Here is a 13,989-nt window from a genome sequence, read left to right on the forward strand (position 1 = left end):
GTCAGCCTGCCAGATCAGACCGCCCCGCGGCGTCCTCCGTTTCGGCGAGCAGGCCGACCACCGCGCGGGCAACCAGCCGGGGAACCTCCAACTGCGCCACATGGCCGACGCCCTGGAGCATCATCAATCGGCTGTCCGGAATGACCCGGGCGGTCTGCGGCGCGACCCGCACGTCGACGAGACGGTCCTGCAGACCGCCCACCACCAGGGTCGGTGCGCGTACCGCCTCGGCGAGGCGCCACAGCGACCCCGGTCCCGGCAGGTACGCCCGCAGGAAGCTGGAGACCAGCCCACGGAACGTCCGGACGTACGCGGCGGCGTAGTGCTCGGCCTCGTACCGCACCCGGATCTCCTCCAGTGCCTCGGCCCGGCGCTGATCGCAGATCCGGCTGAGGTCGGCGACGCACGCCTCCAGCACTTGCTGGGCCATCACCTCGGGAGCGAGCTGGGTGAGGTGCCGGGCGACCAGCCGCTCACCCCGGGGAATGGCGAGCACCGGCAGCATCCGCCCCTGCAACGAGCGCCGGAAATCCAGGAACGGCAGCGCCGGGGAGATCAGGGTGAGGGTGCGGACCAGATCCGGCCGGAGCCCGGCGACCTGGACCGCGACCGCGCCACCCAGCGAGTTGCCGAACAGGTGCACCGGCCCTCGACCGGTTTGCTCGATCCAGCGGACGACCAGATCCGCGAAGGCCGGAATCGTGTAGCTCGGGCCCGGCTCGCTACGGCCGAAGCCGGGCAGGTCGATGGCCTGACCGTCCAGCCGGTCGGCGAGCAGCCCGGCCAGGTCGGTCCAGTTCTGCGACGACCCGCCCAACCCGTGCACGTACAGCGCCGGCTCCGCGCCAACGGCGGTGGCCGGGGTGTCCCGGACGTACGTGACCCGGCCGTCCAGGCGGACTTTCCGGCCCGGCCACGGCGGCGGAACGCGGTCGTCGGGGAGCAGGTGGTCCGGCCAGAGGGTGGCGCGTCTCATCGCTCCAGTCTGCCTCGAACCACTCAGGACAGCAGCGCCTCCAGCCGACGGTTGACCGCCGCCAGCGTCGCCCGGACCACCGCCTGACGCGGATCACCCGCGACCAGGGCCGACCCGGCGAGCTGCTCGACCCAGCCCTCACAGACCAGCAGCGCCACCACGGTGGCCACCTCGCAATTGCCGAACGGCACCACCGCCGCGTGTTCGACGAAACAGCGCCCCCGCTCGGCGTTCTCGGCACCGCGCAGCAACTCGTCCACCGCGGCCGCCGCCGCCACCGCGCAGAGCCGCAACACGTAGCCGTCAACCGCCGGCCCGGTGGCGTACCCGGAGGCGCTCTCGCCCCCGGCCAGCAGCCGGACCTCCACGTTCGCGTCCAGGCCGAAGGTGCTGACCTGCACGTGGTCGATCACCACTCGGGGCCCCGGCGTACCGCCGGTCTCCAGCGGCCGGGACGGCGCCGACTCCGTCGTGGTCACCTGACCACCGGAGTACGACGTGCCCAGCGTCGCCGGGCTACCGGTCGCGCCGCCGGTCGGCGCGGACGAGACCGACCCGGGTTCCTCCACCGTGGCGCGCCCCCGGTGCGGAGCGTTCGACCGGCGGCGGCGCGTCGGATCCGTGCCGGTCCGCTGCTCCGGGCCGGACGGCGAGGACTCGACCCGACCACCGGACGGACGGACGACCGTCGGCGACTCGGCCGACCGAACCTCGCCGCCATCGCGCGAAGCCGCGTTTCGAGTCTCCGGGGTACGCCGCTCGGCGGGCTCCGCCGCGCGACGGCGAACCGGTGGAGGTGGCGTGCTGGGCAGACCGGGCACGTTCTGCGGGGCCGCGGCCAACCCCATCCGCTCCTGGAGCAGCCGGGCCACCTGCCGGCTCACCTCGGCCGGATCGGCGCCGTCGGCCAGGTCCAGTCGCAGACTGTGCGCTCCCGCCGGCGTACGGCGCAGGGCCGCGTCGCGGACACCGGCCACCTCCCGGACGGCGTCCAGGATGGCGTTGACATCGAACCCCTCGGGGCGCTCGCGCAGGGGGGCCGGCTCGTCGTCCCGGCGCAGGTGAGTGGCGATGCGGGCGAGTTCTGGAGTTTCGGCGGGTGGCTCCACGGCTGGCGGCTCCGGCACGACGGGCACGTCCGGTTCCGCGGGGACGCGCTGCGGCAGCACCGCCGCGCTCGCAGCCGACGGCCGGCCATCGTCGGCCGGCGACGTCGGGTCGGGTGCGGATCGGCGCGCCGCGTAGGCGGAGGCGGACGCCGGTACGGGCTGATCGCGGCGGCCGGAACCCTTGGTGGCGGTGGGCGGGACCGCCGCGGTGGAGGACGGGGTGGCGTCAGTCGATGGCAAGCCGTTGACCGGCGCGGCCGGTGGGGGCGGTTCGACGGGTGACGGAGCGGGCTCGGGTGTCGCCGGCCGGAGCCGGAACGGTGCGGTCGGTCGGACGTCGGGCCGCGACCGGCCGGACGTCTCGCCTCCGTCGCCCCCACCGGCGCTGGCCGACCGGCTGGCCGGCCACGACGGGCGCTCCACCGGGGTGGCCGGGAGCCGGCCCTCGGACCAGTCCGGCCGCTCGGCCCGGGAACTACTCGCCGTCGGCGAACCGCCGGTCCAGGAGGCGCGCTCGGCGACCAGCGACGGGCCTGCCGGAGCTGGTGGTGTGTCGGTCAGCGTGGGAGGTGGCCCGGCCGGAGCCGGAGGCGGGACGGCGGGTGCCGGAGGTATCGCCTCAGCCGGTGCGGGCGGGTCGGCCGATGCGGGGCTGGAGGCCCAGGAGGGTCGCGTCGGCGGGGAGCTGGCCGGTGCCGGATCGGCACCGGCGGCCCAGGACGGTCGCGTCGACGCCGCGCTGCTCGCGGGCGGTTCGGACCCGCCAGCCCAGGACGGTCGTACCGGCGGCACGCTGGTCGCCGCCTCGGACCCGCCGGCCCAGGACGGCCGCACCGGCGGCACGCTGGTCGGCGTCGGATCGGCCCCCCCGGCCCAGGAGGGCCGCGCGGGCGACGCGCTGGTGGGGTCGGGATCGGCCCCGCCAGCCCAGGAAGGACGGTCGGGCCGGGGTCCGCCGGTCGCCCCGGACCCCGCCCAGGACGGCCGGTCAGCGGGCGGACCACTGGTCGGCGTCGCACCACCCGCCCAGGACGGACGATCGGCCGGCGGACCACTGGTCGGCGTCGCACCACCCGCCCACGACGGCCGGTCAGCCGGTGGACCACTGGTCGGCGTCGCACCACCCGCCCACGACGGCCGGTCAGCCGGTGGTGCGCTGGTCGGTTCGGCGGGGCGTTCCGGGGTGGACTCGGACTCGCCCCGGCCGGGTTCGTACGCCCGCGGCGGATCGACGCTCACCGGCTCGTACGGGCGGGGCACCTCGGCGCGCACCGGCTCGTACGGCTGGTGGGGTTCGCCGACCCAGTCCGGCGCCGGCTCGTCCCGTGCTGTCGGGCCAGCCGGCTCGTCGTCCTGGCGGGACCAGGGCGGGGCCCACCCGCCACCCCAGCTCGGGCGGTTCCAGCTCGGCCCCGACCAGTCGGGCTCGATGGCCGACGACTCCCCGGCCCGGTGAGTCTCGCCGGGACGGTGCGCGTCCCCGGCGCGATGCGTCTCTGCCGGCCGGGAGCCTTCGCCAGCGCGACCGGGCTCGCCCTCGTCGGCGGACGCGGCCGGGCCCGGGGTGCGCCCCGAGGCCGCCGCGGCCTCGGGTGCGAGCGGGTCCCGCCAGTCGCGTGGCGCGGTCGGACTCTCGTCGGCGGCCAGCCGCTCGCCGGTCGGCGCGTGGAAACCGGGCGGCACCTCGAAACCCGACGCCGCGGTGCCGACGGGCGGCACCTGGACGGCCGGTGGGGCCGAGGTGGGCAACCCGGGCTCGGCCCAGCGGGCACGGTGCGTGGCAGCCGGATCGACGGTGGAGTGTGGGGCGGGGCCCGGGTCGGGCTCGACGGCACCCTGCTCCGTCGGCGGTGCGGGACGTTGGGCGGGCACCACGAGCCGGTCGCTGGCCACCCCGGGGCGACCCTCGGCGGGCAGCCCGGGCGGGGCGCTCACCGGCGTGGCGCGTCCAGCGGGCGGTTCGAGACCGGTGTGGTGGACGCCGTTGACGTCGTCCGGGTGGTGCGCGCCGTTGACGTGGTGGCCGTTGGTGCGGGCCGGCGACTCGGGGTCGCCTGACCGTCCGACCAGCGGCGATGGCAGATCGCCGTGCCGTGTCGAGGAGGTCCGCCAGCCCGACGCGGGGTCGGGCTGCCAGCGCGGCGCCTCATCCCGGGCGTCCTCGCGGTCGGCGGCTCGGGGCCACCCACCCGCCGGAGGCGCCCACCCACTGACGGAACGGCTCGGGTCGTCGTGCTGACCCGCTCCGTCACCGTGCTCTCCCGGGGTGGCGGCTCCGGGTTGCCCTGTTTCACTCACCGCGCGCTCCTTGGTCGCCCCCGCTGAGGCTACCGTGTGCCGAGAGTGGCGATAAGTTACAGCGGCGGGCCATTTCCACGACCGAGGTCACGGGCCTCGCCCGGTCTGGGGGGAAAATGCCGGCTCGTACGGAGAACTCGGAGGATCCCATGACCGCTGCGGGGAACGGTGCACAGACCGCTGGCCGGCCCACCCGCCTGCCCCGCTCCGCGCGTCGTAAGCAGCTTCTCGCTGCGGCGCAGGAGGTGTTCGTCGCGCAGGGCTACCACGCCGCCGCGATGGACGACATCGCCGAGCGGGCGGGGGTCTCGAAGCCGGTGCTCTACCAACACTTTCCCGGAAAGATGGATCTCTACCTGGCGCTGCTCGACACGCACTGTGACGCCATCGTCGCTCAGGTGCAGGACGCGATGCGCGGTACCAGCGACAACAAGGAGCGGGTCAGCGCGTCGGTACGGGCGTACTTCGACTTCGTCGACCACGAGAGCGAGGCGTTCCGGCTCGTCTTCGAGTCGGATCTGCGCAACGACCCGGCCGTGCGGCAGCGGGTGGAGCGGGTCGAGCAGGGCTGCATCGCGGCGATCACCGACACCATCATCTCCGACACCGGGGTGAGCCGGGCGCACGCCGAGCTGCTCGCCTCCGGGCTGGTCGGCGCAGCGGAGACGGCCGCGCAGTTCTGGCTGGCCGGCGGCCGGCAGGTGCCGAAGGCCGAGGCCGAGGCGTTGGTGGCCGCGCTGTCCTGGCGGGGCATCGCGAGCTTCCCGCTGCAAGGTGAGTCAGCCTGACCGCCGGCCCCGTGATCGGATAGCCTTCGCAGGGCGGTTCTTTCGCCCCAGTTGAGGAGGCACAGTGGAGGTCAAGATCGGCGTGCAGTACGCGCCACGCGAGCTGGTAGTGGACAGCGCGCAGTCGCCGGCCGAGATCGAGCAGATCGTGACCGACGCCTTCGCCGGCAACGGCGGCACGCTCTCCCTGACCGACGAGAAGGGCCGGCGGGTCATCGTTCCGGTCGAGAAGGTCGCCTACGTCGAGATCGCCGAGGCGTCGTCCCGGGCGGTCGGGTTCACCGTCCGCTGACCGGTCCGGCCATCGCGGCAGGTCGGCACTCGGCCCACCTGCCGCAGGCCGGCACCGGCCGACCCGCCCGGGTGGTCAGTTGTTCAGCCCGGCGGCGGCCATCCGCGCCGTGTGCGCGGTGGTGAGCCTGCCGAACAGCCCCGGCACGTCGACCCGGCCGTCGCGCGCGATCAGCGCGGTGAGGGTGGCCCGCTCGGCGGCGACGCGGCCGGCCTGGGACAACGCCTCGCCGACCAGCCGGCGGGCCCACATCGAGAGTCGACCAGCCACCCGGGGGTCGTCGGCGACGGCCACCCTGATCTCCGCCGCGGCGAAATCCGCGTACCGGGAGTCGTGCAGGACGTCCAGCACCAGCGCCCGGTCCGGTTCCTCCAGCGCATCGGCGATCTCGCGAACGAAGTCGTCGGTGATCGCGTCGCCCACGTACGCCTTGGTGACCACTTCCGCCCAGTCCCGTGGCTCGGTCGAATCGTGGTACGCCTGCAACGGCTCGACATAGGGCGCCATCGCAACCTCCGGCGGTACGCCCAGCGCGGTGAGCCGGTCGGCGAGGCGCCGGTAGTTGGCGATCTCGGCCGCGGCCATCTCGTTCAGTGCGGCCCGGCGGCGCAGGTCAGGAGCGAGCCGGGCATCGCCCGCCATCCGCTCGAAGGCGAGCAGCTCACCGAAGGCGACCAGACCCAGCAGGTCGGCGTACGCGGAACCGGACACGAGCGGCAGGCTATCGCGCACCGGCCCTGGCGCGCGTCCCGCGCACCCCAGCGCACCTTCACGATCAAGGTCGACGGGATGGGCGGCGCGTAATTAGTGTGGTGTAGGTCACATTTACTTGCCCCGCGTGGCGAGTGGCCGACCGGGAATCGCGACGGGGACATGCCTGTTCAGGTAACATGGAGCAGTTGCCGTGGGCGCCGATCTGATCGAAGCTCAGCCCGCGGCGCGCGTGCGGCCCGGTCCGGCTCGGCAATCTGCCGCCGACCGTGTGGCCCGCGTCATACCGAACGCGCCCTGAGGACATGACGGGCGCACCCACGAGAGGGCACCCCCACATCCACATGAGCGACCTGACTCAAGATTTGCTGGACGGCCAGGAACTGGCCCCCACCGCCCCGGTTCGACCGGAGGCCCCCACGTTCGCCGCACTCGGCGCCCGCGCCGAGACCGTCGAGGCCCTGGCCTCGGCCGGCATCACCCGCGCCTTCGCCATCCAGGAGTACGCGATCCCGATCGCGCTGCGCGGCGTCGACCTGATCGGTCAGGCGCCCACCGGCACCGGCAAGACCCTCGGCTTCGGCGTACCGCTGCTCGACCGGGTCTTCGCCCCGGGCGAGGGCAGCGACGGTGTTCCCCAGGCGCTGGTTGTCGTCCCCACCCGTGAGCTGGGCATCCAGGTCGCCAAGGACCTGGCCGCCGCCGGCCGGACGCGTGGCGTCCGGGTGCTGCCGATCTACGGCGGCGTGGCCTACGAGCCGCAGATCGACGCGCTGCGCAAGGGCGTCGAGATCCTGGTCGGCACGCCTGGCCGACTGATGGACCTGCAGAAGCAGAAGCACCTCCGGCTCGACCGGGTGCACGCACTCGTCCTCGACGAGGCCGACCGGATGCTCGACCTGGGCTTCCTCGACGACGTCGAGAAGATCCTGGCGATGCTTCCGGAAGACCGGCAGACGATGCTCTTCTCGGCCACCATGCCGGACCCGATCGTCACCCTGTCGCGGCGCTTCCTGCGCCAGCCGATGACGATCCACGCCGGGCACACCGCCGAGACCGGCCCGTCGCCGCAGACGCAGCAGTTGGTCTACCGCACCCACTCGATGAACAAGGTCGAGGTGGTGGCGCGCATCCTCCAGGCGGAGGGGCGTGGGCTGACCATGATCTTCACGCGTACCAAGCGGGCCGCCGACCGGGTCGCCGAGGACCTCGACTTCCGCGGGTTCGCGGTCGCCGCGGTGCACGGTGACCTCGGCCAGGGCGCCCGCGAGCGGGCCCTGCGGGCCTTCCGGGCCGGCAAGATCGACATCCTGGTCGCCACCGACGTGGCGGCCCGTGGGCTGGACGTCACCGGCGTCACCCACGTCATCAACTACGACTGCCCGGAAGACCAGGACACCTACACCCACCGGATCGGTCGTACCGGCCGGGCCGGCGCGACCGGTGTCGCGGTGACCTTCGTCGACTGGGACGACATGCCGCGCTGGCGGATCATCGACAAGACCCTCGGTCTGGAGATGCCGGAGCCGCCGGAGACGTACCACACGTCGCCGCACCTCTACACCGACCTGCACATCTCCACCGAGGTCAGCGGCACGCTGCCCACGGCCGAGCGCACCCGGGCCGGGCTGTCCGCCGAGATCGAAGAGGATCTGGGTGGGACGACCCGCTCCCGCCGGGGCGACAGCGGTGGTCGGGGCCCCCGACGCGGCGAGAGCCGTGGTGAGGGTCGCGGCGAGCGCCGTGGTCGGGGCGATGGCCGCCGCGACCGCTCCGACGCCGACACGCCGGCCGTCGCCGAGGCACCCGCGGCCGACGCCGCCGACGAAGGCACCCGTACCCCCCGCCGCCGGCGTCGTCGCCGGGCCGGCGAGGTGGTCGCGGCCGAGGCGACCGCGGTGATCTCCGCCGACGCCGGCCCCTCCGAGCCGGCCACCGCGTCCGACGGCGAGGCGTCCAAGCCGCGCCGCCGACGCCGCCGCCGTGGTGGCGGTTCCGGTGCGGACACGCCGGCCGAGGCGACCGCGGACTGACCACCAGCCACACCTGACATCCCCCGCACCGCCTCGCGCGGCGCGGGGGATGTTCCCTTCTCCCACCCCACCTGCCGAAGATGGAACGATGCCGCAACCACTGGACGCCGCCCTGACCGAGGTTCGGGCGCTGCTGCTCGACCCCGCGCTGACCCGGGCGGTCGCCGCCGGACGTCGACGCGGTCGCCGCCCCACCGTTGACCGGGCCGAGCTGCGGCCGGTGCGGCTCAAGGCCGGGCCCCGGATGCAGATCACCACGTCCGACGGTGCGCGCCCCTACACCCGCAACCTCGCCTCCGGTCCGGAGGCCGCTGCGGCGATCGACGAACTGCTCGCCGAGCCGTTCGGCAACTGGCACGTCGAGACGGCTGACGCGACTCTCCAACTGCGGGTGACCAAGTCCGGCGAGGCGCAGGTGCACCGGGCCGCGGCGTCCCGCCCGGCGGCGACGCCCACCGGAAACGACCGGGCGAAGGAATACCTGCTCGACCCCGGCGACCCGATCTTCGCGGAGATCGGCGGCTCGGCGGCCAAGCGCCGCCAGGTGGACGCGTTCCTGCGGGCCCTGGCCGCGACCCTGCCCGACGACCTGACCGGTCCGCTGCGGGTGGTCGACCTCGGCTGCGGCAACGCCTACCTGACGTTCGCCGCGTACCGCTACCTGACGAGTCGGGGGCTCGACGTCCAGCTGGTCGGCGTGGACGTCCGGGAGGACCAGCGGCGGCGCAACACCGAGCTGGCGCAACGGCTGGGCTGGGCCGAGCAGATCAGCTTCGTGGCCGGGACGATCGCCGACGCCGTCGTCGACCCCGCCCCCGACCTGGTGCTGGCGCTGCACGCCTGCGACACCGCCACCGACGAGGCGCTGGCCCGCGCGGTGCGCTGGGAGGCCCGCTGGGTGCTGGCCGCGCCGTGCTGCCACCACGATCTGGCGAAGCAGCTCCGCGCCCACCCCGCCCCGGCCCCGTACGAGCTGCTGACCCGGCAGGGCATCCTGCGCGAACGCTTCGCCGACGTGCTCACCGACGCGCTGCGCGCCGGGCTGCTGCGGGCGCACGGATACCGGACCGAGGTGGTGGAGTTCGTGGACTCGCAGCACACCCCGCGTAACCTGCTGATCCGCGCCCGTCGCACCGGTGCCGAGGCAACCGAGCCGCAGCTCGCGGAGTACCGCGAGCTGGTGGACCAGTGGCAGGTCACTCCCCGGCTGGAGACCCTGCTGGCCACCGGAGAGGCGTCCTAGCTCCTGGGTGGCTGGCGTCGGCGGTCCCGGCCACCGTTGCGCTCGCTGGCACCACGGTCGAGGACCGACACCCGGTCCGCGGCGGGTCGCTGGGTGGCCCACTCACCGTCGCCCGGTGCGGTCGGGAATGGTACGACCTTGCCCCCGGTCTCGGCGTTGCCGGCCGCCGCGAAGGCGTTCCAGGAGATGTCGACCAGTAGCCTCTTCACCTCGGCGTGCCGGATGGCGGCGTTCTGTTGCAACGCCATCCGGGCGCCGAGCAGGACCGCGACGAGCGTGGTGGTGATGGTGCCGGTGGCGGCCAGCACCTGGAGACCGGTCGCGGAGTCGGTGCGGAGCACCAGGACCAGCAACCAGATCCAGAACGCGGCGGCGAAGACGCCGGCCTTGGCGACGAAGAAGAGGCTCACCGCACCGGGCTGGTACGGCTGGGGGCGGCTCGATTCGGCCATGGTGCTCCTCGGCGGTGGTCCGGTCGGAGGCGGCAGGCGACAGACGCGATGTCGGGACGGGCACCGAGCCTAATAGAAGAACGATGAAGATCGCTCGATGCAATTTTCGTTCTGCACACACGCTTCCGGAGAAAGTCTCGTCCACGGGACAGTTTGTGCGGTCAGTCAATTGTTTCCGGCTCCTGGCGTACTACCCTCGGAAGGCGCATCGTCCCGGTGCTCCGGTGGGAGGGGAAGACACACAGGGATGGGATCCGCCGACGTATCACCGCAGATGGCCTTCGCCCGCTTCGTCCGGCGCGCCATCGATGACGCTCGCGACGAACGTGGCTGGACCGTGACTGATCTTGCCTCGCACACGGGCGTGGGTCGCTCCACCGTCTTCCGCTGGCTGGCCGGTGACTGGCAGGACTATCCCGAGTTGGCCAAGGTGCGCGGCTTCTGCGCCGCGCTGGATCTGCCGGTCGCCGCCGCGTTCCGCGCGCTCGGGCTGCCCGACGCCGGCCCCGCGCCCCGCCGCCGCCACGACGACGGCCCGGTCGAGGCCGACGTCCGGGCCATCCTGGACCGGCTGGCCGACCCCACGGTCCCCGCCGAGGAGAAGCACCACATCCGCGACCTGCTCCGCTACCTGGCCCGCCGCCCCATCCGCCGAGCCGGCTAAACCCCCGCTCCCGCTTCCGCTGATCATGAAGTTATTGCCAAGACACGCCGCGGCGAGTGGCAATAACTTCATGATCAACGGAAGGTGGCGGAGGGCCGGGGCCTAGGGGACGGTCAGGGTGAATTCGGCGGTTCGGACTTCGGCGTTCACCTGGAAGTCGAGGTAGAGGCGGTAGCGGCCCGGGCCGGGGGTGGTCAACCAGAACCTGATCTGACCGTCCACCAACTCGGTTTCCGGGTGCACGTGCAGGTAGCCGAGGTCGCCCTCGCGCAACGCCACCAGGTGCCCGTACGCCCCGAGGTAGCGCTCCAGCGGGGCTGCGCCGCCAGCACCGTCGACCCGGAAGGTCAGCGGCACTGTCGCCCCGGCCTGCGGCGCGCCCTGGTAGCCGACGGTGAAGCCGTCCACGGTCGTCGAGGTGGTCGGCCCCGGCAGTGGACGGGGCCGATAGTCGCCGGGTGCCACCAGGTCCGTGCCGAGGGTGACCGCGGTCTGGGCGCCGTTGTCGGCGACCACTGTGAAATCGGCGTACGCGCGCCAGAGGCCGGGCTGTGCGAGGGTCAACGGCACCGACCAGGTGCCGTCCGCCGCCATGGTCGGGTGCAGATGCTGGTAACCGGTCAGGTCCCGCCGGACGACGATGAGGTGCATCGGCTTGTCGTGCACGATGGCGAACCGGGTCACCGGCCGGCGCTGCGCGTCGCGCACCTGGAAGCGGAGCTGACCGGGGCGACCCGCCGCGAACTCGGTGGCCAGGGGCACCACTGTGAACCCGGCCGAGCTGACCGCCAGACCGCCCGGCTCGGTGGCCGCGCCCTGATCGGTGGTGGTGGCACTGCCGTGGTTGTGCGGCGCGACGCCCGGTGGGTCGGTGTGCTCGGCGGCCAACGACGGGCTGCCGGTGACGGCACCGTTGTCGTTCAGCCGGCCGAGCCCGAAGCCGAGCAGAACCGCCAGCACCAGCCCGCCGACCACCAGCGCCAGCCTGATAGTGCTCCGGTCCGGCTCGGCGGGGCCCTGGTCAGTCACGACCGACGCCCAGCGCCTGACCGGCCTCGCCGTCGGCGGTCGGGTCCGTGCCGGCGCACGCGCGGCGGACGGGCTGCTGGTCGGTCATGCCGCCCACGGTACCGCCGCGTCCGGCCGCGTCAGGCCGACGCCCGGACAGCGTGGCGACGGTCGCATTCCACACCGCCCGGGAACTTTCCCACCCAACCGGACGGCAGCGGGTCAGCCGGCCACGGCGAGGGCGAGCGGGAGCACGTCGGTCGCGCCGGCACGGCGTAGGGCCCGGGCCACCAGCGTCATCGTCCAGCCCGAGTCGATCAGGTCGTCGACGAGCAGCACCGGGCCGTCCAGCCCGGCCAGGGCGTCGGCCAGGTCGGTCGGCACTGTGAAGACGTCGTGCAGCGCGCGTACCCGTTGGGCGCTGTTGCCGCGCGGCCCGGCCGGGCCGTCGGGGCCGGCCGCGGTGACCTCGCCGAGCAGCGGCAGCCGGCCCACTGTGGCGATCCGCTCCGCCAGCGAGCCGAGCAGCCGGGGCCGCCGCCGGGAACCGACAGCGACCACCGCCACCGGCCGACGAGGCCACGGGGCGTCGCCGTGCGCCCACGCCTTCAGCACCTCCACGACCGCGCCGGCGACGTCGTCGGGCACTGGCGCGTCCGGCGCTTCCGGGCCGACGAGAGCACGCAGCCGGCCACCCCAGCCCAGGTCGGAGAGGCGCCCGACGGCCCGACCCGGCAGCGCCTGGTCCGCGGGGGCGATCCGGCCCTTGAGGGGTACGCCCACCGCGTCGAGCCCGGTCGGCCAGAGCTTCTTCGGCGCGATCTCCACGCCGGGTCGACCCAGGAAGGTCTGCGCGGCGGCGAGCGCGGCCGTCGACACGTCTGCGGCGAAGAGTGGGTCGGCGCACCTGTCGCATCGGCCGCAGTCAGCCGCCTCGGTGTCGTCCAGGCGTTCCCGTAGATACCGCATCCGGCAGTCGGACGTCGTCGCGTACTCCCGCATGGCCTGTTGCTCGACGGTGCGCGCCTCGGCGACGCGGCGCAACCGGGCCTCGTCGTAGACCCACGGCTCGCCGGTGGCGAGCCAACCACCGCGCACCCGGCGGACCGCGCCGTCCACGTCGAGCACCTTGAGCATCAGCTCCAACCGGGCCCGGCGCAGGTCGACGAGGGGTTCGAGCGCCTGGGTGGAGAGCGGGCGGTCGGTGTGCAGGGCGGCCAGCACGGCCCGGACCTGCTGCTCCGGTGGGAACGCGAGCGAGGCGAAGTAACGCCAGATCGCGGCGTCCTCGACGCCGGGCAGCAGCAGCACCTCGGCGTGCTCGACGGCGCGGCCCGCGCGGCCGACCTGCTGGTAGTACGCGATCGGCGAGGGTGGCGCGCCGAGGTGGACGACGAAGCCCAGGTCGGGCTTGTCGAAGCCCATGCCGAGGGCGCTGGTGGCGACCAACGCCTTGATCTTGTTGTCGAGCAGGTCCTGTTCGGCGGCCCGCCGGTCGGCGTCGTCGGACTGCCCGCTGTACGAGGCGACCGGGTAGCCCCGGGAGCGCAGGAACTCGGCCGTCTCCCCCGCTGCCGCCACGGTCAGCGTGTAGACGATGCCCGAGCCGGGCAGCTGGTCCAGGTGGTCGGCGAGCCAGGCCAGCCGGTGCGCCGGGCTGGGCAGGTCGAGCACCCCGAGGCGCAGCGACTCGCGGTCCAGGGTGCCGCGCAGGATGAGGGCATCGCCCAGCTGCTCGGCGACATCCTGGGTGACCCGGGCGTTGGCGGTGGCGGTGGTCGCCAGCACAGGGGTGCGCTCGGGCAGCTCGGCGAGGAACGTCCGCAGCCGCCGGTAGTCCGGTCGGAAGTCGTGCCCCCAGTCGGAGACGCAGTGCGCCTCGTCGACCACCAGCAGGCCGGTGGTGGCGGCCAACTTCGGCAGGACGCCGTCGCGGAAATCCGGGTTGTTGAGGCGTTCCGGGCTGATCAGCAGCACGTCCACCGCGCCGGTCTGGATCTCGGCGGTGATCTCGTCCCACTCGTCGAGGTTCGCCGAGTTGATCGTGCGGGCCCGGATGCCGGCCCGCGCGGCGGCCTCGACCTGGTTGCGCATCAACGCCAGCAGCGGCGAGACGATGACGGTCGGCCCGGCCTGGTGGCCCTGCTCGCGGTCCCGGAGCAGTGCGGTGGCCACGAAGTAGACAGCCGACTTGCCCCAACCGGTGCGCTGGACGCAGAGCACCCGCCGCCGGTCGACGACCAGCGCCTCGATGGCGCGCCACTGATCCTCGCGCAGCCGGGCGTGGTCACCGGCCAGCCGGCGCAGCACCGCCTCGGCCCGTTCCCGTACCGCTGCCCGCTCTGCTGTCTCCACCCGGCATTTCTACCAGCGCCGTCCGTCATCCCCCTGTTGATCAAGAGGTTTGCGTCATCA

General features: G+C 73.8%; 11 protein-coding genes and 1 pseudogene. 6 read left to right on the forward strand and 6 right to left on the reverse strand.

Annotated elements, in window-relative coordinates:
• Position 1: 1 nt before the first annotated feature.
• Positions 2-976 carry an alpha/beta fold hydrolase gene (locus tag MED15_RS10160; protein WP_112735429.1) on the reverse strand — a complete coding sequence of 325 codons (975 nt, stop codon included), beginning with the start codon at positions 974-976 and terminating at the stop codon, positions 2-4.
• A gap of 23 nt (positions 977-999) precedes the next feature.
• A pseudogene (locus tag MED15_RS34810) lies at positions 1,000-2,712 on the reverse strand (hypothetical protein); the annotation flags it as partial.
• A 1,038-nt stretch (positions 2,713-3,750) separates the two neighbouring features.
• Between MED15_RS34810 and MED15_RS33210 the strand changes: the two are divergent.
• The 3 genes from MED15_RS33210 (at position 3,751) to MED15_RS10185 (ending at position 5,463) form a co-directional block, all read left to right on the forward strand.
• Positions 3,751-4,143 carry a hypothetical protein gene (locus MED15_RS33210; protein ID WP_146766708.1) on the forward strand — a complete coding sequence of 131 codons (393 nt, stop codon included), beginning with the start codon at positions 3,751-3,753 and terminating at the stop codon, positions 4,141-4,143.
• 389 nt (positions 4,144-4,532) lie between these two features.
• A complete protein-coding gene (locus MED15_RS10180) occupies positions 4,533-5,171 on the forward strand; it encodes a TetR/AcrR family transcriptional regulator (protein ID WP_030489514.1) in 639 nt (212 codons plus the stop codon).
• Positions 5,172-5,235: 64 nt separating this feature from the next.
• Complete coding sequence (locus MED15_RS10185) at positions 5,236-5,463, forward strand: DUF3107 domain-containing protein (protein ID WP_088950288.1); 228 nt, start codon at positions 5,236-5,238, stop codon at positions 5,461-5,463.
• A 75-nt stretch (positions 5,464-5,538) separates the two neighbouring features.
• Here the strand turns inward: MED15_RS10185 and MED15_RS10190 are convergent, their stop codons facing one another.
• Complete coding sequence (locus MED15_RS10190) at positions 5,539-6,174, reverse strand: ferritin-like fold-containing protein (RefSeq protein WP_225855318.1); 636 nt, start codon at positions 6,172-6,174, stop codon at positions 5,539-5,541.
• A 344-nt stretch (positions 6,175-6,518) separates the two neighbouring features.
• On the opposite strand from MED15_RS10190, the gene MED15_RS10195 reads away from it, so the two are divergent.
• Positions 6,519-8,207 carry a DEAD/DEAH box helicase gene (locus MED15_RS10195; protein WP_112584741.1) on the forward strand — a complete coding sequence of 563 codons (1,689 nt, stop codon included), beginning with the start codon at positions 6,519-6,521 and terminating at the stop codon, positions 8,205-8,207.
• Positions 8,208-8,295: 88 nt separating this feature from the next.
• Positions 8,296-9,450, forward strand: coding sequence for a class I SAM-dependent methyltransferase (locus tag MED15_RS10200; RefSeq protein WP_112735435.1), 1,155 nt, complete (start codon positions 8,296-8,298; stop codon positions 9,448-9,450).
• Here MED15_RS10200 and MED15_RS10205 read toward each other — a convergent pair.
• Entirely contained in the window at positions 9,447-9,902 is a 456-nt protein-coding gene (locus MED15_RS10205) for a hypothetical protein (RefSeq protein WP_112584739.1), read from the reverse strand. The genes MED15_RS10200 and MED15_RS10205 overlap by 4 nt on opposite strands.
• 247 nt (positions 9,903-10,149) lie before the next feature.
• Here MED15_RS10205 and MED15_RS10210 point away from each other — a divergent pair, with 247 nt between their 5' ends.
• On the forward strand, positions 10,150-10,566 hold the full coding sequence (locus tag MED15_RS10210; protein ID WP_091402568.1) for a helix-turn-helix domain-containing protein: 417 nt from the start codon (positions 10,150-10,152) through the stop codon (positions 10,564-10,566).
• A gap of 102 nt (positions 10,567-10,668) precedes the next feature.
• Here the strand turns inward: MED15_RS10210 and MED15_RS10215 are convergent, their stop codons facing one another.
• Together MED15_RS10215 and MED15_RS10220 are read right to left on the reverse strand one after the other, a co-directional pair.
• Entirely contained in the window at positions 10,669-11,595 is a 927-nt protein-coding gene (locus MED15_RS10215; RefSeq protein ID WP_112735437.1) for a hypothetical protein, read from the reverse strand.
• 201 nt (positions 11,596-11,796) lie between these two features.
• A complete protein-coding gene (locus MED15_RS10220; protein ID WP_112735439.1) occupies positions 11,797-13,929 on the reverse strand; it encodes a DEAD/DEAH box helicase in 2,133 nt (710 codons plus the stop codon).
• Positions 13,930-13,989: the final 60 nt, after the last annotated feature.

It is taken from the genome of Micromonospora noduli (genome assembly GCF_003264475.1).
Lineage (GTDB): Bacteria > Actinomycetota > Actinomycetes > Mycobacteriales > Micromonosporaceae > Micromonospora > Micromonospora noduli.